Below are 19,978 nucleotides of genomic sequence, written 5' to 3'. Positions count from 1 at the left end.
ACAACCAGAGGTTTGAATCTGCTGGGAAGCAATTCAGTTTTGCTTTAAAAGCAATTAAGCTAATATTTAGGAACAATAAAAGCATCAATATCACTTCCACTTCAAGCATGAGCCGCCTTTATCAGAAAGCTCCGCTTTGGAAGAATCGAAACCATCGTTTAATGAGTAATGCACATGAGCCTTTTCAATCGTCTTGCCTATTTCAACTGCGTGGTTGAACAAGGCAGTATCTCCAAAGCCAGTCGGATATTTGATATTCAGCCTTCTTCTATTTCAAGGCAGCTCTCTGCACTGGAAGAAGAACTCAATGTACGGCTGTTAGAGCGCTCGACACGCAACGTAGGGGTCACTGAAGCAGGTCAATTGTTCTATCAATATTCCAAGCGAATTACGGGCGAGTTTGATGAAGCGAAACGAGTCGTCAGCGCATTGCATCACTCGCCGAGAGGGAGCCTCAAAATAAGCACGACCGTTGCGTTTGGAGAAAGCAAAATCTTGCCCCTTGTTCCTACCTTTAGGGCTGCCTTTCCCGAGGTCGATATTGAAATTGAAATCACTGAAAGAGTGGTCGATCTGATCGAAGAAAATGTGGATATCGCGATTCGCAGTGGCCGACTACCGGATTCTAATTTGATCGCTAAGAAGCTCGTCCAAAACAACTTTGTTCTTTGCGCCAGCCCTGACTATTTGAGAAGAAACAAAGCCCCTCAACATGTTGAAGATTTAGCAAAACACGACTGCTTGGTTTATGGCTACAAGGGGTGGCACGATTGGATTGTATTGGATAGCAAACCGCAAAAGATCGACCTCTCTTATTACATGGAAGTCGATTCTGTGAACGGGCAAAAGCAATTGATACTGAACGGTGGTGGTATTGCCCTGCTCCCACAATGGGCGATTGAACAAGAACTTAATACGGGGAAATTGGTGCAATTACTTCCCGAGTTTACTTTTAGCCCGTGTAACTATGAAACAAGCACATACGCGATTTATCAAAATCGCCAGCTGGTGCCAAGCAAGGTTCGAGTCTTTTTGGATTTCCTTACGGTACATTTCGGAACGGCTGTTTAGTTTCAATATCTGGGGTATAGAAGTGGTGTGTATCTCTTGATGAGGGAACACAAGACACCGTTATTTAACGACTTAGCGACGCTCTAGCATCGCCAAGTCGTTCTAGGTTCTAAAAATAATCATGCTTTACTGGTTTGTACCGAACTTGCCACAGGCTTAGTTTTGTTTTCAGGTACCAGAGACATCAACCCAGTAATAACCAAAGCAGCAACACCCGACATCGTTACTGGTGAGCCAAATATGCTTTGCACTAGCTTGGGTGCTTCTTTCAATAAATCCGGTACCAGCATGACCCCCAATCCTAAACCTAATGAGATAGCAATCGTCATGATTCTGCGGCGATCCAGCTTCTCACTAGCAATAATCTTGATGCCCGCAGCGGCAACCGTACCGAACATCACCAATGTCGCCCCGCCTAATACTGGCTTTGGAATCGTCATTAATACCGCGCCTAAGATGGGAAATAGACCTAATAGAAAAAGAATTGCCGCGATGAAGTAGCCAATATAGCGACTCGCAACCCCCGTAAAATGGATCACACCATTGTTCTGGCTAAAAGTCGTGTTTGGAAAAGTATTGAATACCGCGGCGATAAGCGAGTTCACACCGTCACCTAGCACGCCCGCCTTGAGTCGATTGATATATTTTGGCCCCTTAACTGGTTGGCCTGAAAACATGCTGTTAGCGGTAAGGTCACCGGTTGTTTCGATAACGGTAATCAAGTAGATAAAAGCAATCGGCAGGAAGGCTTGCCAATCAAAAGCGAAACCATATTTAAACGGAACAGGAATACTCAATAGCGGTTGTGATGCAAAAGAAACCATTGGCGCTTTGCCCATCAGAATAGCAACGCCCCACCCGACAACCAGACCGACTAAAATCGACGACAGCCTTACCATGGTGTTGTTGCTAAGGTTAAGTGCCACTATGGTTCCGAGCACAATCGCACCCAGCATCAGGTTGCTTCCTGATCCAAAATCTTCTGCACCAACACCACCCGCGATATCAGTGACGCCAACTTTAATCAAAGAGACACCAATCGTCGTGATAACGATGCCGGTCACAACGGGCGTGATCACTACTTTGAGTTTTTCGATAAAGCGCGATAGGACGATTTCGACAAATGCACCAAAGAAGCAGACACCGAAAATGGTGGCGAGCATTTCATCCGGCCCGCCTCCATTCGCTTTCACCAGAAAACCCGCGCCTAGTACTGAACCTAAGAACGCAAAACTGGTTCCTTGGACACAGATCATCCCTGCGCCGACTGGCCCTATTTTTCTAGCTTGGATGAAGGTGCCGACCCCAGACACCATCAATGCCATGCTGATCAAATAAGGGATGTGTTCACCTAATCCTAAGACACCGCCAATAATGAGCGTGGGTGTGATAATGCCAACAAAGCTGGCTAATACATGCTGCAGCGCTGCGTAGCTGGCTGCTTTGACTGATGGTCGATCGTCTAATCCGTAGATCAATTCACTGTTCTGTTCCATGTGACTTCCTTTATGTATTTTTTATTGTATACAATTTACATAAAGGCAATAGAGCAACATATATGCCAATGGTTCAACATTATACTTATCAATTAGTTAAGCTTTCGCTCAAACCAATGCTGCACTATAGAGCAACACTGTCGGGTTGTTTTAGTGCAACCGAGAACATACAAAGCACTCACTTACTCTGGTTTATCCGTAACCTCTAACCAAATACCGCAGACACAAAAAAAGGACTGGTATCTCTACCAATCCTCTTTAGGGGGTGTTTCGGTTTTTCTACCTTATGACAGGTAGTTAGCGCCTATTACTCGTAATCAGTCGCGTACGTATCTTCGTATGTGTGCGAGTAAAATTCGAATAGGTTGCCAAACGGGTCTTCTAGGTAAACCATTTGTGCTTGTTTTAGTTCGTCTTCTGGGTGGTAACGCATGATGTCCATACGAACCTTACCGCCATACTCTTCAACGCGCTTAATCGCTGAATGAAACTGCTCTTTTGGAAGCTGCAGACAGAAGTGGAAGATGCCTAGGCGAGAGAAATCAACGTCGTGACGCTCTTGGCGCTCTTTCATTTCGAACAGCTCAACACCGATGCCATCAGATGTTACTAAGTGTGCAATGTTGAAGCCTTTGAAGCCTTCGCCAAATACTGCAATACACATACGGCCGATTGCTGATTCGCGCTCTTCCATCACTTTAGTGTTGTTCATTACGATTCTTAGACCTAAAGCTTTCGTGTAAAACTCAACTGCTTTGTCCATATCGCCAACCATTAGGCCTACGTGGTTCATTTTCATAACTTGCTCCAAATTCGTTTTTAATTCTGTGCGTTTCGAAGACTGGCTTCGATGTTTCGTTTCGATGAAGAGAGTATAGGGAGAGACCGTGATTAACTGAAATTATCATAAATTATATTAATGATAATATTTCGTTATTTACCGATTAGCATGAAACCTCCTCTCACTTAAAGAAGCCATGCCTACATAGATATTTACGTGAATAGATGTTTGCGCGAATAGAGATAAGCCTAAATAGATAACAACCTAAAGAGCATAGCTACCCAAATAGAGCCCTGCCCACTTTGATAGTTTTTGTTGATAAGTTCTGTTGATAATTCTTGTTGATAGCTTTTATCGATAGCCTTGTTCTTTCAAAGATAGGATTTGCCTATTGAATCTATAGAAATGTCCGATTTCACTAATTTCCGGTGCGAATGCAATATATCTCCATCGACGCGGGATAGCGTTAAACACTACAAATTAGAAAGAGAGTCGAATCATGATCAACACAGAAATCAAACCATTCAACGCAACAGCATTCAAAAGCGGCGAGTTCGTAGAAATCACTGAGCAAGACGTTAAAGGCAAGTGGGCTGTATTCTTCTTCTACCCAGCAGACTTCACGTTTGTATGTCCAACTGAGCTGGTTGACCTACAAGACAAATACGCAGAGCTTCAATCTCGCGGCGTAGAAGTTTTCTCAGTATCAACTGACACGCACTTCTCTCACAAAGCATGGCACGATACTTCTGACAAAATCGGCACTATCGAATACTTCATGGTAGGCGACCAAACAGGCAACATCACAAACAACTTCAACGTTATGCGTGAAGGTCAGGGCCTTGCAGACCGTGCTACTTTCCTAATCGACCCTGAAGGCGTTATCCAAGCAATGGAAATCACTGCTGAAGGTATTGGCCGTGACGCTGAAGACTTACTACGCAAGGTTAAAGCAGCACAATACGTCGCCGCTCACCCAGGTGAAGTTTGCCCAGCTAAATGGAAAGAAGGTGAAGAAACTTTAGCGCCATCTCTAGACCTAGTAGGCAAGATTTAATCTAAGCCTAGCTAAACAAAAATAGCCAAGAAAGAACAAATAAAGCAGAACAGTTAAACGGTTCTACAGGCGCGCTTCGGCCTCCCTCCTAAAGGGCAGTTGCGCGCCACCCTTTCAAACCATCAACATCACAATATTTGCCGACTTGCGCCCACTTTTTATTTTCCTTTTTCAGCAAGAAGGTATTGGTCAATACCAAGACACCGAATTTAAGAGCAGGCACGATTATGTTAGATCAAGCAATGAAGCAGCAGCTAAAAGCATACCTAGAAAACCTAAAAACCAATGTTCAGTTAGTGCTGAGTCTTGATAGCAGCGACACCGCGAACAAACTTCAAGATCTGGCGAACGATATCGCCTCTCTCACCGACAAAATTGAAGTGACTCGAGATGATAGCGCAAGCACTCGAAGCCCTATCATGCAGGTCGTGAACCAAGAGAAAGGCACTGCGATCGGTTTCGCTGGCTTGCCAATGGGTCACGAATTCACATCATTGGTACTGGCACTGCTTCACAGTGGTGGTCACCCTATCAAGCTTGAAGCTGACGTAATTGAGCAAATTAAAGAACTAGGTCAAGAGCTTAATGTAGAGATCTTTATCTCGCTCTCATGCCAAAACTGTCCAGAAGTAGTTCAAGCATTCAACATGATGTCGGCGATTAACCCGCTGATTAAGACAACCATGATAGATGGCGCAGCGTTCCAAGAGGAAGTGAAATCTCGCGACATCATGGCAGTACCAAGCGTATTCATTAACGGTGAGTTGTTTGGTCAAGGCCGCATGTCACTGGCTGAAATCCTTAACAAAGTCGATTCAGGCGCAGCAGAAAAGAAAGCAGCAAACCTAAACGAGCAAGCTCCGTTTGATGTATTGGTTGTCGGTGGTGGCCCTGCGGGTTCTTCAGCAGCAATTTATGCAGCACGTAAAGGCATTCGCACAGGTGTGGTTGCTGACCGATTCGGTGGCCAAGTGATGGATACCATGGCGATTGAGAACTTTATCTCAGTGAAAGCGACAACGGGTCCTAAGCTAGTGGCTAGCCTAGAAGAACACGTAAAAGAGTACGGCGTTGAGGTAATAACCGAGCAGCGCGCTGCGAACATCATCGCAGCCGAAGACACAGAAGACGGCTACATCCACGTTGAACTAGAGAGCGGCGCAACACTACGATCTCGCACGGTAATCACCAGCACCGGTGCACGCTGGCGTGAAATGAATGTTCCGGGTGAGCAAGAGTACCGCAACAAAGGCGTTGCTTACTGCCCACACTGTGACGGCCCACTGTTCAAAGGTAAGAAAACAGCGGTTATTGGTGGCGGTAACTCAGGCATCGAAGCGGCGATTGATTTAGCGGGTATCGTTGAACACGTAACCGTACTTGAATTTGCAGACACACTGCGTGCAGACCAAGTGCTGATCGACAAAGCGAACGCAACACCAAACATCGAAATCATCAAGATGGCGCAAACAACGCGAGTGATTGGTGATGGCAACCGTGTAACAGCTTTGGAATATAAAGATCGTAACACCGATGAGCTGAAGCAAGTCGACATTGCCGGCATCTTTGTTCAAATCGGCCTGATGCCAAACAGTGAATGGTTGAAGGGTTCGAAAGTTGAGCTTTCACCACGCGGTGAAATTGAAATCAACGCTCATGGCGCTACATCAATGAAAGGTGTGTTCGCAGCGGGTGACGTAACGACAGTACCTTACAAACAGATCATCATTGCGATGGGTGAAGGTGCAAAAGCAAGCTTAGGTGCATTTGACCACTTAATCCGTAACTCAGCTCCAGTTAAAGAGGCTGAAACCGCTTAATCTTTTAAGCAAACATTCCTTAAAACGTTCTTGTTAACTTGCGAGTTATTAGTAACTTACTAATTATTGTTAACCACTTAGTCGATTTTTAGACACCACTCCTATGGATTTAGGAGTGGTTTTTTTATTTGTAGAGAGGCTTTATGCTGGTTGATAAAGCATAAAGGCAACCACCATCGCTAAACTTCCGCCCAAGCAACGGTTCACAAACATCATCTGTTTTGGTGATTGCAGTAACTTCTTAAGCATGGTGCCGCAATACGCCCACACCAACATGCACGGCACACCGGTAATAACCATACCCGCGATAATGGTCACTACTTGAATCAGGTAGTCTGCGTTTGGAGTGATGAACTGTGAGAATACAGTTAATGACGCAATCCAACCTTTAGGGTTTAACACCTGCACCAATACGCCAGACATAAAGCCCGAGCGATTGTCGACAGTGCTTTCTTCGATTTGCATATTAGCAATCGACCACGCCATAAACAGCAAATAAGCTGCGCCCGCGTATTTCAAAATGTTGTATAGCTCTGGATAAAGGGTGAATAGGCTCACCAAACCGACACTGGAACCCGCCAGTACGATGATGATACCAACAGCGTTCCCAGAGATAAAAGGTAAAGTCGCAGCAAACCCATAACGACTTGAAATCCCAAGTAATGCGATATTGCCTGCCCCAGGTGTAATTGCGATAGATATTGAAAACAGCAAGAACGCCAGCATTAACTGAGAGCTCATTTCCTCTCACTCCTAATAAGTAAAGTATTTATACGGAGAGAGTTTACAGATTCGACTAGGAATTAAATTGCTATATAGGCTAATATTAATGCAAATTTGAGCAAGACTTTTCTAAAAAAGCCATGAAACAGAAAGAATCCACCAAAGAAGTGTTAGATGACACTGATATCGCCATCTTAGAACATATCCAACAAGACGGACGCATGAGCAACAGTAAGCTTGCTGAAAAGGTTAACCTCAGCGAAACCCCATGTTGGCGTCGTTGGAAACGCATGGAAGAGACCGGCTATATCGATGGTTATGCCGCCAAACTCAACCGCAAGAAGTTAGGTTTGCACGTAGCAGGCTTTACTTTAGTTACGTTGGGCAACCATGAAGTTGAAAATACCGAACCGTTCGAAGAATTTGTTGCTGTAACCGATTGGATTCCGATGTGTCACTGTATTGCAGGCGGTGCCGACTACATGGTGCAAGTGTTAGCTAAAGATTTGGAAGAGTACTTTGAGCGTATTAGCTCGATCAGGCGAGTAAAAGGCGTGAGTGCGATTCAGTCTAATATCTCAGTTAAAGAGTTGAAAAACAGCTATCTGCTTCCTCTTGGAGACTAGTTCACTTCGCCATACGACCCTTTTTTTAAGCGGAAAACAAAAGCCCAGCTATCTAAGGTATCTAAAATCTAGATGCGCCGGGCTTTGTTATTTTGAAACGGATATCGTTTATTTACGCTTTCTATTCACAAGGGTGAGCTAAATGAATCAGCGCCAAACCGCCTAATGACGTTTCACGATACTTCTTATTCATGTCTTTACCCGTCTGATACATGGTGGCGATCACTTTATCTAATGAGATCAGGCTCTTGCTGTTACGTTTGAGTGCCATTCGTGAGGCATTAATCGCCTTCATGGAACCCATCGCATTTCGTTCAATACATGGCACTTGTACCAAGCCACCAATCGGATCACACGTCATACCGAGCGAATGCTCCATCGCGATTTCGGCCGCAATGCAGATCTGCTCATTGCTGCCACCACGTAACGCTGTTAAACCCGCTGCCGCCATAGAAGATGACACACCCACTTCACCTTGGCACCCTACTTCCGCGCCAGAAATTGAAGCATTGGTTTTGTACAAAATACCAATCGCACCCGATACAGCCAAAAAGTCTTTCAGTTGCTTGGTGTCGAGTTCTTTAATGAAGCGATGGTAATACATCAACACCGCAGGGATAACGCCCGCTGCACCATTAGTAGGTGATGTCACCACTTGGCCGCCGGCTGCATTTTCCTCACTCACCGCAAAAGCAAACAAGTTAATCCAGTCCATGATTTCCATTGGGTCGTTTTCAACGGCCGCATTTGCTTCCAGCTTTTTCAGCAGGTTCGGTGCACGACGTGTCACGTTCAAACCGCCATCAAGAATGCCTTCGGTTTCAAATCCGCGTTCCATGCAGCGAGTCATTACTCGCCAGATTTGATCGGCCTTTTCTGAAATAACATCATCGCCTTGGAAAGCCGCTTCATTTTTCAGAATCATGCCACCCAAGCTCATGCCGCTGTCTTCTGCTTTTCTCAGCATTTCATCGGCATTTTTGAATGGGAAAGGGACTTCTACTACTTGAGTTTTAGTGCCATTCTGTAGTTCATCCGCGGTTGCTATAAAGCCACCACCAATGGAGTAATAGGTTTCATCAACAATCACATTTCCACTTTGGTCAAGCGCGGTAATCATCATACCGTTCTCATGCAAAGGCAGATTATCTTCGTGGAATAGCATGTCGGTTTGATAATTGAAGCCAATGGTGTGATGGCCATTCAACTGCATTTCACCACTATCGATAGCAAGACGCATCGCTTCATTAGCGCTGGTGATCTTAATCGTGTCTGGCTTATTGCCAAGCAAACCCAAGATGGTTGCTCTGTCGGTATGGTGCCCTATTCCGGTTAACGATAACGAACCATAAAGATCGACTTGAACACGAACCACTTCCGTGATTTTATCCGCGACTAATTGAGTGAAATGGAAACCCGCAATCATTGGGCCGTTAGTGTGTGAGCTTGATGGCCCAACACCAATTTTATAGATATCAAAAATGGACAGCATACATTTACCTGTTAAAAATTAGCCAGTTGAGAAGATTTACTCATTAAGAAAGAGCGGCATAAAGCCAATCAGGAATAACAGTACAAGCCGCAATCGTGACGACAGCGAACACTAGCAAGCCGTAATGACTCGCCGTAGGTTTTGCAAACAAGTGTTTTTGCTTGGCGATAAATTCGTTTTGTTGTTCAGTTACTTGCCCATAGAAATGGCTAACGACAACACCTAGCACTAAGAAAACCACAGTGCCGATTAAGGCGAACCAAGGCCAAGATATGCCATAGTATTTTGCAATGAACACCACAACCACACTGCCAATACTGCCCGCAATTACGCCGCTCTCGTTAGCTCGTTTAAAGAACAAACCCAAGATGAAAGAGCCAAGACGAATACCGACAAAAATGGAAGTCAGGCTAGCGATAGTCTTGAGCACTGATTCATTTGAAACGGCCAATAAAGCGGGCACAACAACCGAAGCCGCCGCGACAAGGCTCATTTTTCTTGCCACCGATTCATAGTGTGCATCAGAGGCTTTTTTACGGAAAAATCGCTTGTAGAAATCGAACGTAGCGACCGTTGCCATTGAGTTATAGGTTGAATCCAAGGTCGACATTGCCGCTGCCGACAGAGCTGAAATCACCAGTCCAACAATGATTGGGTTGGTATGATTGAATACAAAATCGAGAATCACTTCATTGCTGTTTTCAAAGCTTTGGTCTTGATAAAAGACACTCAGAAGAACGCCCATTACCGAGAAAAACAGGTAGATAAAGAAGGCGCCGTAACCACAAAGCAGCATCGATTTCTGTGCCGTTTCAACGTTTTTTGTTGCCAATGTTCTTTGAATAATCAATTGGTTAGTGCCATACACACTCAGATGTAAGAAACTCACGGCAACCACACCCGCCCACAATGTAGTATCAACTCCCAAGTCGAAATCGAGATTGATGATATTCAGATGTTCAGGAGACAACACCTCGCCCGCATCAATCTTGATCAGCAATAAGGTAAAGATCGCAATGCTGCCAATGATCAGCACCGCCGACTGCAGCATGTCTGTCCATATGACGGTCGAAATACCGCCCGCATAGGTATACAAAGCCGTAAATAAGCTGATGTAGATGATCGCCTCGGAGATACTCACCGGCAACACTTGCACCAAGATCAGTGCAACTGCATACAAAATTACCCCAGCCGAAATACACTGAACCACAATAAACACGATTGAGTTGATCGTGCGAGCAACAACACCAAAGCGGTGCTCTAGGTATTCATAAATCGAAGTCAGGCCGAGTTTGTAAAACACAGGGACAAAGAAAACCACAGCGAAAAAGATCACTATTGGGTAATTCAAATGGACGCTCATTGCTTCCATGCCTGAGCTATAAACCCAACCCGGCATGCCCACAAACGTCATCGCGCTGATGTAGGTTGCAAGAATCGACACACCTGCCGTAAACCAACCAAATTGTTTTCCGCCCGTTGAAAAATCGCCACCAACGCTATAACGCTTATTAACTAAGTAACTGATAAATAAAGTAGTTAGTACATATAAAGCAATAACTACAAAACTTGAGTACGTAACCATTTTTAGATTCCGTTTATTATATTTCGCAATTCATTCGCCGCCAATAGTACTCAAAAATCGATATTTTCCCTCAAAAACCCACAGTAAGTGTGAGTATTGTCACTAAGATAGATGATTAAACACTCTAAATGCTCAAAAAGTCCCAAAACAACGATCTAATGAGATCAAGATCACTAAAATGCACAAAATGGGTACGCACTCATTTTAAAATTGACTTTGATCACGGATCTAATAACCACAAAAATTCTATTATCTCTCCCGAAATGAAGATGGTGTGGTGATATTCAATAACCGCCACACAATAATCGAAACTAAAAACACCCTATAAAAAATAAAGGTTTATCGGTCATGACTACTAAAAAACACATGAGCGAAGTTCCTATGATTCAAAGGGTAGCTGCTTATCTTGCAATTCTAGTTGGCTATTTTTTCTATTGTTATAACTTTGTAATTATTGACTACGTACGCCCATACATCGTTGATGCGTATGATGGTATTAACTTAGCGGATACCGCTCAGTTCTATACATGGCAGTCGGTTGGCGCACTGATTGGTGCTCTAAGCTGTGCATGGGTGGCATCAAACTTTGGTAAGAAATCGACTCTTATTGTCATCACTGCACTAAACGGTGGCGCAACCATCATCAACATGATGTTTACTGATTACGCGATGTGGGCAGCAATGCGTTTCATCATCGGTATTTCTTTGGGTGGCTACTTCACAGTAGCAGTAAGCCTGATGATTGGCCTATTCACACCAAGCGTTCGCGGTAAGTTAACGGCATTCGCTTCTTCTATGTTCTCAGTTGCTCTAATGGCAATGGGTGCGTATGCAGCATTCATTTCTAGCATCGATGCACCTTGGCAAAGCCTAATGTGGGTAGGTGGTATTCCTCCTCTGGTTGCTGCTGCATTGATGATCTTCATCCTACCTAGCGACAAGAAAGTGATCGCCTACGGTGAAGAAGAGCAAGCCGCAGCTGAAGCGTCTAACGCACCAGCGAAGAAAGGTTCTTGGGGTGAAATGCTAAGCGCGCCTTACCGCAAGCTAACGATTACTTGTTTATTGCTGGCTGGTCTTAACTTCTACGGCTACCAATTCTTCTCTGGCTTCGTGACAACGTACCTAAAAGACGTGCGTCAATTCGACGGTGCGACTATCGGCATCATCTTCTCTATCTCTGCATTCGGTTCGCTATTCGGTGCTTGGGTATGGGGTGCAATCGCTGACAAATACGGTCGTAAAGTGAACGCGTTTGGTTTCATCCTTGCGGGTGTAATGGCTTCAGTATTCTTCGTGGCACCAAGCGACGTGATGATCGGCAGCCTAAACATGCTGGCTATCCTAGGCCTTATCTACAACTTCGGTTTGTCTGCTTCTGCGGTATGGGGTGGTTACTTCTCTGAATTGTTCCCTGCTCACTTACGTAGCTTCGGTGCAGCGCTGTTCCACGGTGGTCGTATCATCGGCATGTGGGCCCCAATGGTGTTGGTATTCATCCAAGAGCGTTCAGACCTAGCAACAGCAATGTGGGGGTCACCAATCGTATGGATTCTGGCTGGTCTACTGTGGCTATCTCTACCAGAAACATTGAAAGGCGGCATTTTCGACAAGAGCAAAAAAGCGGAAACAGCAAAAGCTTAATCCCCTTTAGTTGAAACCTCTAAAGACACGAAATAAACATCAATCCGGCTGAGAAGTCAGCCGGTAACAAAATCCAAATCGAGTCCTGTTCCGAATGTTGGCTCGACAACAAAAAAGAGAATTTACTATGTCTAAATATCAAGAAGCTAAACGCATTGTTCGCGATTACTTTGACGCTATCGAAAACGCTACTCACGAGAACGTGGCTGAAGTTTTAAAAGCACACACTTCTGAAGATTACTTGTGGCGTGGTGTTTACCCATTCCGTGAGCAAGAAGGCGCACAAGCAGCGGCTGACGTATTCTGGGCGCCAATGATGAAATCAATGACACGCATGCAGCGTCGTCAAGATATCTTCATCGGCGGTAACAACGAAGTTAACCCAGATGAAATTTGGGTAATGAGCATGGGTCACTTCATGGGTCTATTCGACGCTGAATACCTAGGCATGCGCCCTACTGGCAAGATCATGAACGTTCGCTATGCAGAATTTAACTGTGTTGTTGACGGCAAAATCACAAAAACTGGCCTGTTCCTAGATCTACTAGGCATGATGGACCAAGCGGGCTGCTACCCACTTCCACCATCAACAGGTAAGCACTTCGTTTACCCTGGTCCACGTAACCACGATGGCCTGTTGTTTGAAGACGCGGCTCCAGAAGAAGGCGTTGCGACACTAGCTCTAGTGAACAAGATGGTAGATGACCTTTCTGCACTTAACGACAGTGGCGCAATGGGTTGCCCACCAGAAGTGCTAGCGAAGAGCTGGTCAAAAGACATGATTTGGTACGGCCCTTGTGGTATCGGCGCGTCTTACACGATTCCTCGTTACCAACAACAGCACCAACTTCCTTTCCGTAACAACCTGAAAGACAAGAAATTCAACGGCCACGTTTGTCGTTTCGCTGAAGGTAACTTCTCTTGTTTCTTCGGTTGGCCAAACCTATCAAACACCCCTACAGGTGGCTTCCTAGGTATGACTGGCGGCGAAGTACGCGCAAACATGCAAGTGGTTGACGTTTACTACCGTGACGGTGACAAGCTGTCTGAAAACTGGGTTCTTATTGACCTTCCTTACTGGCTACAGCAGCAAGGTCTAGACGTGTTCGAACGCACTTCATCTATCATGAACCCAACGCTGTAATCCTAATGCTTTAATACAGGTGCTTTAATACAGGTGCTTTAATAAAAACGCCTTAATCCTAGCGATAAAAGCCAAAAGATAGAAACCAAACAATAGCAACCCAAGTCGACATCTAATTTGGGTTGCTATGACTTGCTAGAAGATCCTTCTTGCTCCTAGCAAGTGCTCTACCAATCAATGCTTCAATCAATTAATTGCTCCACCAATAATTGATCCAATTAGTGCCTCATGGATGGGGTACACCCTGCCAAACCATTACTAATATAACGAGCTTGAAAGCACGGCGGCTTTCTACGGCTCGAATAAAGAGAATAACAATGAAAAAGTCGATTCTTTCAGCAGTGATCCTGACGGCGCTTACGTCGGGTTCTGCTTTTGCTGCACATACTTTTACCAATGACGCAGGCGATAGCCTCACTCTAGATGGCCGTTTTGACGTTCGTTACCAAGATAAAGGTGGCGATCATAATGGCGAATGGAACAGCGGTAGTTCTCGTTTCGGCCTTAAAGGTCAAATGGGGTTAGACAACGATTGGACTGGCTTTGGCCATGCCGAATGGGGTTACAACTCGGGTGCTAACGGCGACAATATTTACGACCGACTTCTATACGCAGGTATAGAGCACGACAAATACGGCAAGATCGCTGCGGGTACTAAACAGTGGTCTACCTTCTACGATGTAGCTTGGTTTACCGATATGGGTCGTGTGTTTGGTTCACGTGGTTCTGGTTACTACAACCTTTCTGACTGGGGTATTGCTTCTGGTACAGGCCGCGCGGAAAACTCGATTACTTACCGCAACAACATCAGCGATAACTGGAAGTACGGCTTCACTTACCAAACAACGCGTGAAGATGTTGGCCTTGCTGACGGTTTAACCGCAACACTGAAAAACGGTATGGGCGCATCAACCCTATACACGGTTATGGACGGCCTAACGATTGGTTTGGCTTACCATCAGAATGAATTCGATGATGTCGATGCTGGCGTTAAAAACATCAAAGATGGCGACACACAACGTATCGGTTTATTGGGTGTCAACTATACCAATAATGGCCTATTCGTTGGTTTCACTTACAGCCAAGGCTCAAATTGGGAAACCACCAGCAAAGCCGAATTTTACGACCACCGTGGTGCTGAATTCTTCACTTACTACCACTTTGAAAATGGTCTGCGTCCAACCTTTAACGTTAACTACTTAACGGACACAGACGACAACGCTAATGGCTACGATCGTCAGTTGATTATCCCTGGCCTTGAATACCACTTTAAGAAGAACAAGTTCTTAGTATGGACTGAATACCAATTCGATAATGGCAACGACAAGTCCGTAGGTAACCATTACGAAAACAGCGATGACCAATTCGCTGCAGGTATCCGTTACTACTTCTAACACCCAGTTAATCGAGTCATAAATTCGCTAAACAAAGCTCTGCTCTTAATGCAGAGTTTTTTTGGGTCATACCCAGAATAATATCCAACGTTCTCTATTAACCCTTATTTTTCATCCCATCACGGCATATTGTATTTTTGAATACGTACCTAATCATGGTACTCTGTGCACTGTCAATTTAGTTCAAAAGTATCTTCTATGAGCTCTCCCAAACACTCCACGGCGTCAAAACCAACCGTTACTTCAAAAGATGTCGCTAAGCTGGCTGGCGTTTCTCAATCTACCGTTTCTCGTGTATTTGTTCCGGGCAGTTCGGTATCTGAAAAGACCAAACAAAAAGTATTCGAAGCCGCAAAAGCACTCAACTATCGCCCGAATGCCTTTGCTCGTAGCCTAACGACAAATGAATCTAAGTTGATTGGTTTGGTCTTCCCTGATGCTGATTACCCAATTCACATGAAAACCCTGCAACTCATCTCTACTGAGTTACAAAAACAGGGCTATTCTGCTGTGCTTATCCCTTGGCAAGTCGACGGTAACGACATCCACTCGATTCCGAATATTTTCCAATATCGTGTTGATGGTGTGATTGCTGCTTCTGCGACATTCAATAAGTCACTTTATGAAGAGTGTGAAGAGTTTGACATCCCTATCGTTCAGTTCGCGCGTGTTGTTGAAGGGACGAAGAGTAGCCATGTTGTGAGTGATAACTACGCGGCAGGGCAATTTGCAGCGCAACACTTTCATAAACTTGGTATCAAGACTGCGACTTATGTGACGGGTAATGTGCCAACGTTTACTAATGGCGAGCGCCAAGTCGGTTTCTGCACAGAATTTGAAGACTTAACAGGCAAACAGGCTCGAGTTATTGAAGCTGATTACGACTACCTTGATTCGTTAGAGATCATCCGCGACATGTTCAACGAAGCAACGCATCCGCAAGCGGTGTTTTGTGCGACAGATAACCTTGCGATGGCGGTAATGGATGTAGCTCGTTTAGAGTTTGGGCTTCGTATCCCAGAAGACCTGCAAGTGATTGGTTTTGATGATATCCCGCAGACTCAATGGCTCAACTACCAACTGTCCACCTTCAAGCAGGATTTTAGACGCCTTGCGCGTGAATCAGTGAAAATTGTGGTTAACCAAATTCAAGAACAAGACACCAGCTTAGTAAAATTAATGGTTCCTGTTCAATTTATAGAGCGCAATACCACGCTGAAGATTAAGTAAACTCGTTCAAAGTAGAAACAAAATAGTAGCGTGAATACGGAAAAGAAAAATCCCGTTGGCGACGATTAGAGTCTCCAACAGGATTTTGTATTTCTACTCAGCCTTTACTGTCCCAACTACTTGAGACAAGTGCGTATTAGTTACCCACACCACCTGTTTTCTCAGCTGGTAAATCTGGTGTCACTGGGGGCCACTCTTGGAAAGTTGCTAGATGTTGTTGAACAGCAGCTTGTGCAGGACCAAATGCCCACATTTTCTGCCCCATCCACTTCAAGTACATGCCCGACTCTTCTGCCGCTCGCTCATATGGGTCACGACGTAAGTTAAAGAGTAACGGTGCGTTTAACTCCTCTTTCGGACCACTCCAGCCATGGTTTTGGACCACAAAGTGCGCCTTCCAATCACCAATACGAACCGCTTGCAGCTTGTCTCGTTCGTAGTAGTAAATCTCTTTACGGTTTGATTCGCCTTTTTCAGTCAACATATCAACTTGGTTGTAACCATCAAGGTGCGCTTTAAAGCCATCATGACCTTTCAGCATTTTCTCTTTTAGATCCGTTGGACCACCAGCCGCAGCAACCAGAGTTGGTAACCAGTCCATACCATCAAAGATGCCATTGCCTACGCTACCCGCAGGGATTTTACCCGGCCAACTCACCAGTGCAGGCGCTCTTACGCCACCTTCCCAAGTCGTACCTTTTTCACCATGGAAAGGCGTCATGCCGCCATCAGGCCAAGTCATGATCTCAGGGCCGTTGTCTGCAGTGAAAATGATAATGGTGTTATCGGCAATTCCTAACTCTTCCATTTTCGCCATCATTTCCCCAACGTGGTCATCAAGGTCTTTCATGACCACTTCTTGCAGCCCCCAACCGTTTTGGCCAAGCATCGCTTCATATTCAGGAGAAAGGTGCGTCCATACATGGCCACGAGATGGGCAGTACCAAGTAAAGAATGGTTTATCCGCTTCTACGGCTCGTTCAATGAAGTTGATAGCATGCTTATTTACTTCATCGTCGAGTGTACGCATACGCTCAATCGACAATGCACCATCGTCTTCGATCGTTTGGCCACCTTTGCCATCTGATTTTGCGTAAATAACATTACGAGGTGCAAAGGCATCTAACGATCCATCTTTTGGCCAATCTGGATCTTCGGTATATTCCATCGCATTCAAGTGATACAACCAACCCCAATACTCATCAAAACCGTGCATTGTCGGTAAAAATTCATCTCTATCACCAAGGTGGTTTTTACCAAATTGCCCAGTCACATACCCCATCGTTTTGAGCATCTCAGGAAGCGTTGGCGTATCCGCACTTAAACCAACGGGACCGCCAGGTAACCCAACAGAGTGCATTCCGGTTCTAACTGGTAATTGCCCGGTTAAGAAAGCAGAACGACCCGCGGTACAAGATGGCTGCGCATAGTAGTCTGTCAGAAGCATTCCCTTCTCAGCAATACTATCGATGTTTGGTGTTTCGCTACTCATCACGCCATTGTGATAAGCGCTCAGGTTTGAGATGCCAATATCATCGGTGAAAATGACGAAGATGTTAGGTTGTTCTTGTGCCGACCATGCCGATAGCGAAAAGCTACTCAACACGCTCAAGGTAAGAAGGTGAAAAATCCCTTTCATATAATGTCCTTATATTGTTTCAGATTGTTCTTTGTGAATCATTTTTATTCCGACCAAACCAAAGCCAAGCTCCAAAATTAGATAGACAAAAAGCAGCCAGTGCGGCATGCCATCTAAGACTAAGCTAACGACTCGGCCTGCAGCCAAACCCAACATGAAGACCACCAAGCTATAAAGCGCTGGCAGTCGATACTTTTTTATCAATGCGCCACTAACCCAAAACAGAGCCAGTGCCAAATACAGCCCCATCACGGCTCGAAAAATATGAGTCACGTTGATAGAACTAGCATCAATTCCGAAAAGATAATCCATAGAAATAGCGGGGGCGTAGCCGTAAGACAACGCAATAGGCGTTAAGCCTAAAACCGCTACCAACAAGAAAACACTTTGTAGCTTCATATTCCCACTCTTTAAATTTGGCTCTTTTTAAAAAACATAGTCTACAATCAGCAATATACAAGTTGCATATATAGAAAATGGCTAATTAATACATACATTTATAGTGTGCACTCTTCAAACCAGATAAGGATATCAATATGGCTAAATGGCATTATCTAATCGCATCAGTGTTGGCTGCGAGTTCAACCGTAAATGCTCAGGAAGCAAGCGCACAAGCGGATACAAAAAAGTGGCAACATAGCTTCGAAATTTACGCGCTCGCACTCAACATCCGCGGAGACAGCACCATTGGTAATTTGTCTGCAGATGTCGATGTTGATCCTGCATTCATCATGGATCACCTTGATATGACCGCAATGGTGCGTTTAGAGGGTATCTATGACAATCAGTGGGGCTATTACATTGACTATAGCTTCATGAAGCTAAGCGGAAAAACAAACTCAGTGTTAGGTAGCAACCTAGAGGTATTGAGGGGCAACCTTGATATCCGACAAGGTGTTTTAGATGTGAAGGGTTTTAAGCGCTACCAGTACGATTTTGGCACGATTGATTATCTGTTTGGGCTTCGTTGGTGGGATAACGACATTGATGCCAAGCTTTACGGTTCAGGTGGTAATCTAAGTGCAGACCGATCACTCGATGAAGATTGGGTTGACTACCAAATAGGTGTGAGATGGATAACGCAGATCAATAAGGATTGGAAGTTTCACGCAACTATTGATGCAGGGCTTGGCAGTGACACCGACTTTACCTCATCTCTATTAACTGGCGTGCGATACCAGATAAACAATTGGTCTGACTTAAATGTCGCCTACAAATCGACCTGGGTTGATTACGAAAACAAAGGTACCTTTGAATACGATACCGCTTCACAAGGCTTCCTGGTTGGCTGGGCTGCTCACTTTTAAGCCACTGGTTACTTTACCCTTACGCACAAGCGGAAAGACTAGTCATCCCTAGTATTTAATCTCTATTAAATTGCTCTCTAATTCAATCTAAATGAAGCTCTAGCGAAGATTCACCGCTAGGGCTTTTTCATTGAGGTACAAATAATCCGAAAGCCAATAAAAATGCTAAAAATCAATAATTAAATTGAGGTTCAACACTCCCTATCATACCTAAAAAAATATAATCCGAGCCTTCAAACCTACCCTCCTCATTATTGATATATTTAATCTTTATTTAATCGCCTCTCCACTCATTCGAACAGTGTTTTTTATTTTGAAAATATCGCTAGAATCCTCTCCCGAAATTTACGAACCTTAGAGAGTAAAATGAAAAAATTAGTCTTAGCGGCGCTTACGATTGCATCAGTTACGGGCATTACGTCAACTTCAGCGATTGCAGCAAATGAAATGTATGTTTTGGGCGGTGTTGGTATGGATAGTGGTGATGTCGGTGGTCAGTTCACACTGGGCAGCCAGATCGCACAAAGTAACTGGTATGTAGAATCAACATTGTTGATTATCAGCGTCGATGACAAAGACAGTTACGTTGATTACAGCAACAACGAGACAGTACAACGAAAGCAAGAGTTCGACACCTTAACGCTCTCATTGACGCCTGTGTACAAACACAGTTTTAGTGAAAATTTTGCTATTTTGGGCAAGTTTGGTGCTTTCTATTCACACTCAGATACAAAGTTGGCGTATAGCTCTAGCAAAGGAAATGAAGTTCATAAAGGTTCTCATGGTAATTTTGGCTTAACTTACGGTATCGGCGCAGAGTACAAGTCATCAAAACCATTGTTTGGCAACTCCAAGCTGTTGACTCGTGTAGGGTTTGATGGATATGAGATCGGCAGTGAAAGCAGTTGGTATACCAAGGACTCAGTTTGGGGTGTACAAGCCGGCTTTACCTTTTAAGCCAACATATTC

The 19,978-nt window shown here is 44.6% G+C and carries 17 protein-coding genes; 10 read left to right on the top strand and 7 right to left on the bottom strand.

All coding sequences use genetic code 11. From position 1 onward, the window contains the following. The first annotated feature begins 174 nt into the window (after positions 1–174). On the top strand, positions 175–1,071 hold the full coding sequence (locus DUN60_RS03400) for a LysR family transcriptional regulator (protein ID WP_114633169.1): 897 nt from the start codon (positions 175–177) through the stop codon (positions 1,069–1,071). Positions 1,072–1,190: 119 nt separating this feature from the next. Here DUN60_RS03400 and DUN60_RS03395 read toward each other — a convergent pair whose 3' ends face one another. Beyond that, complete coding sequence (locus DUN60_RS03395) at positions 1,191–2,567, bottom strand: uracil-xanthine permease family protein (RefSeq protein WP_114633168.1); 1,377 nt, start codon at positions 2,565–2,567, stop codon at positions 1,191–1,193. 307 nt (positions 2,568–2,874) lie between these two features. Further along, positions 2,875–3,366, bottom strand: a complete 492-nt coding sequence (locus DUN60_RS03390; RefSeq protein ID WP_029224848.1) for a VOC family protein — start codon at positions 3,364–3,366, stop codon at positions 2,875–2,877. 481 nt (positions 3,367–3,847) lie between these two features. On the opposite strand from DUN60_RS03390, the gene ahpC reads away from it, so the two are divergent. Both ahpC and ahpF read left to right on the top strand, forming a co-directional pair. Next, entirely contained in the window at positions 3,848–4,405 is a 558-nt protein-coding gene (gene ahpC / locus DUN60_RS03385; RefSeq protein WP_017073520.1) for an alkyl hydroperoxide reductase subunit C, read from the top strand. A gap of 227 nt (positions 4,406–4,632) precedes the next feature. After that, positions 4,633–6,225, top strand: a complete 1,593-nt coding sequence (gene ahpF, locus DUN60_RS03380) for an alkyl hydroperoxide reductase subunit F (protein WP_114633167.1) — start codon at positions 4,633–4,635, stop codon at positions 6,223–6,225. A gap of 141 nt (positions 6,226–6,366) precedes the next feature. On the opposite strand, the gene DUN60_RS03375 is transcribed toward ahpF, so the two are convergent. After that, the gene (locus tag DUN60_RS03375) at positions 6,367–6,966 is read right to left on the bottom strand and encodes a LysE family translocator (RefSeq protein ID WP_054546734.1); all 600 of its coding nucleotides are present in this window, start codon (positions 6,964–6,966) and stop codon (positions 6,367–6,369) included. A 122-nt stretch (positions 6,967–7,088) separates the two neighbouring features. Here DUN60_RS03375 and DUN60_RS03370 point away from each other — a divergent pair, with 122 nt between their 5' ends. After that, entirely contained in the window at positions 7,089–7,574 is a 486-nt protein-coding gene (locus DUN60_RS03370; RefSeq protein WP_017073523.1) for an Lrp/AsnC family transcriptional regulator, read from the top strand. Between the two features lie 121 nt (positions 7,575–7,695). Here DUN60_RS03370 and DUN60_RS03365 read toward each other — a convergent pair whose 3' ends face one another. Together DUN60_RS03365 and DUN60_RS03360 are read right to left on the bottom strand one after the other, a co-directional pair. Continuing rightward, on the bottom strand, positions 7,696–9,066 hold the full coding sequence (locus DUN60_RS03365) for an L-serine ammonia-lyase (RefSeq protein WP_114633166.1): 1,371 nt from the start codon (positions 9,064–9,066) through the stop codon (positions 7,696–7,698). 43 nt (positions 9,067–9,109) lie between these two features. Then, positions 9,110–10,651, bottom strand: a complete 1,542-nt coding sequence (locus DUN60_RS03360; protein WP_114633165.1) for a sodium:solute symporter family transporter — start codon at positions 10,649–10,651, stop codon at positions 9,110–9,112. 348 nt (positions 10,652–10,999) lie between these two features. Here DUN60_RS03360 and DUN60_RS03355 point away from each other — a divergent pair, with 348 nt between their 5' ends. The 4 genes from DUN60_RS03355 to DUN60_RS03340 all read left to right on the top strand — a co-directional run bounded on the left by DUN60_RS03355 (position 11,000) and on the right by DUN60_RS03340 (position 16,063). Then, positions 11,000–12,295, top strand: coding sequence for an MFS transporter (locus DUN60_RS03355; RefSeq protein WP_016768520.1), 1,296 nt, complete (start codon positions 11,000–11,002; stop codon positions 12,293–12,295). A 127-nt stretch (positions 12,296–12,422) separates the two neighbouring features. Continuing rightward, entirely contained in the window at positions 12,423–13,439 is a 1,017-nt protein-coding gene (locus DUN60_RS03350) for a nuclear transport factor 2 family protein (protein WP_004736372.1), read from the top strand. Between the two features lie 317 nt (positions 13,440–13,756). Continuing rightward, positions 13,757–14,833 (top strand): porin, encoded by a 1,077-nt coding sequence (locus DUN60_RS03345; protein ID WP_114633164.1) that lies wholly within the window; start codon positions 13,757–13,759, stop codon positions 14,831–14,833. A 198-nt stretch (positions 14,834–15,031) separates the two neighbouring features. Next, positions 15,032–16,063, top strand: coding sequence for a LacI family DNA-binding transcriptional regulator (locus tag DUN60_RS03340; RefSeq protein ID WP_114633163.1), 1,032 nt, complete (start codon positions 15,032–15,034; stop codon positions 16,061–16,063). Positions 16,064–16,199: 136 nt separating this feature from the next. Here the strand turns inward: DUN60_RS03340 and DUN60_RS03335 are convergent, their stop codons facing one another. Then, positions 16,200–17,702, bottom strand: a complete 1,503-nt coding sequence (locus DUN60_RS03335) for an arylsulfatase (protein WP_016785700.1) — start codon at positions 17,700–17,702, stop codon at positions 16,200–16,202. 9 nt (positions 17,703–17,711) lie between these two features. Continuing rightward, positions 17,712–18,101, bottom strand: a complete 390-nt coding sequence (locus DUN60_RS03330; protein ID WP_016785701.1) for a DUF4345 domain-containing protein — start codon at positions 18,099–18,101, stop codon at positions 17,712–17,714. A 137-nt stretch (positions 18,102–18,238) separates the two neighbouring features. On the opposite strand from DUN60_RS03330, the gene DUN60_RS03325 reads away from it, so the two are divergent. Together DUN60_RS03325 and DUN60_RS03320 are read left to right on the top strand one after the other, a co-directional pair. Then, complete coding sequence (locus tag DUN60_RS03325) at positions 18,239–19,009, top strand: DUF481 domain-containing protein (RefSeq protein WP_114633162.1); 771 nt, start codon at positions 18,239–18,241, stop codon at positions 19,007–19,009. 366 nt (positions 19,010–19,375) lie between these two features. Then, positions 19,376–19,966, top strand: coding sequence for a hypothetical protein (locus DUN60_RS03320; protein WP_017073533.1), 591 nt, complete (start codon positions 19,376–19,378; stop codon positions 19,964–19,966). Positions 19,967–19,978 lie beyond the last annotated feature (12 nt).

Origin of the sequence: Vibrio splendidus (assembly GCF_003345295.1) — a bacterium.
In the GTDB taxonomy this organism is placed as follows: Bacteria; Pseudomonadota; Gammaproteobacteria; order Enterobacterales; family Vibrionaceae; genus Vibrio; species Vibrio splendidus_K.
This window is presented reverse-complemented; position numbering and strand designations above follow the sequence as displayed.

What these genes read in the sequence shown, in the direction of transcription:
- DUN60_RS03400 (WP_114633169.1), top strand. Translation starts at nt 175, where the DNA reads ATGAGCCTTTTCAATCGTCTTGCCTATTTCAACTGCGTGGTTGAACAA.
- DUN60_RS03395 (WP_114633168.1), bottom strand. Translation starts at nt 2,567, where the DNA reads ATGGAACAGAACAGTGAATTGATCTACGGATTAGACGATCGACCATCA.
- DUN60_RS03390 (WP_029224848.1), bottom strand. Translation starts at nt 3,366, where the DNA reads ATGAAAATGAACCACGTAGGCCTAATGGTTGGCGATATGGACAAAGCA.
- ahpC (WP_017073520.1), top strand. Translation starts at nt 3,848, where the DNA reads ATGATCAACACAGAAATCAAACCATTCAACGCAACAGCATTCAAAAGC.
- ahpF (WP_114633167.1), top strand. Translation starts at nt 4,633, where the DNA reads ATGTTAGATCAAGCAATGAAGCAGCAGCTAAAAGCATACCTAGAAAAC.
- DUN60_RS03375 (WP_054546734.1), bottom strand. Translation starts at nt 6,966, where the DNA reads ATGAGCTCTCAGTTAATGCTGGCGTTCTTGCTGTTTTCAATATCTATC.
- DUN60_RS03370 (WP_017073523.1), top strand. Translation starts at nt 7,089, where the DNA reads ATGAAACAGAAAGAATCCACCAAAGAAGTGTTAGATGACACTGATATC.
- DUN60_RS03365 (WP_114633166.1), bottom strand. Translation starts at nt 9,066, where the DNA reads ATGCTGTCCATTTTTGATATCTATAAAATTGGTGTTGGGCCATCAAGC.
- DUN60_RS03360 (WP_114633165.1), bottom strand. Translation starts at nt 10,651, where the DNA reads ATGGTTACGTACTCAAGTTTTGTAGTTATTGCTTTATATGTACTAACT.
- DUN60_RS03355 (WP_016768520.1), top strand. Translation starts at nt 11,000, where the DNA reads ATGACTACTAAAAAACACATGAGCGAAGTTCCTATGATTCAAAGGGTA.
- DUN60_RS03350 (WP_004736372.1), top strand. Translation starts at nt 12,423, where the DNA reads ATGTCTAAATATCAAGAAGCTAAACGCATTGTTCGCGATTACTTTGAC.
- DUN60_RS03345 (WP_114633164.1), top strand. Translation starts at nt 13,757, where the DNA reads ATGAAAAAGTCGATTCTTTCAGCAGTGATCCTGACGGCGCTTACGTCG.
- DUN60_RS03340 (WP_114633163.1), top strand. Translation starts at nt 15,032, where the DNA reads ATGAGCTCTCCCAAACACTCCACGGCGTCAAAACCAACCGTTACTTCA.
- DUN60_RS03335 (WP_016785700.1), bottom strand. Translation starts at nt 17,702, where the DNA reads ATGAAAGGGATTTTTCACCTTCTTACCTTGAGCGTGTTGAGTAGCTTT.
- DUN60_RS03330 (WP_016785701.1), bottom strand. Translation starts at nt 18,101, where the DNA reads ATGAAGCTACAAAGTGTTTTCTTGTTGGTAGCGGTTTTAGGCTTAACG.
- DUN60_RS03325 (WP_114633162.1), top strand. Translation starts at nt 18,239, where the DNA reads ATGGCTAAATGGCATTATCTAATCGCATCAGTGTTGGCTGCGAGTTCA.
- DUN60_RS03320 (WP_017073533.1), top strand. Translation starts at nt 19,376, where the DNA reads ATGAAAAAATTAGTCTTAGCGGCGCTTACGATTGCATCAGTTACGGGC.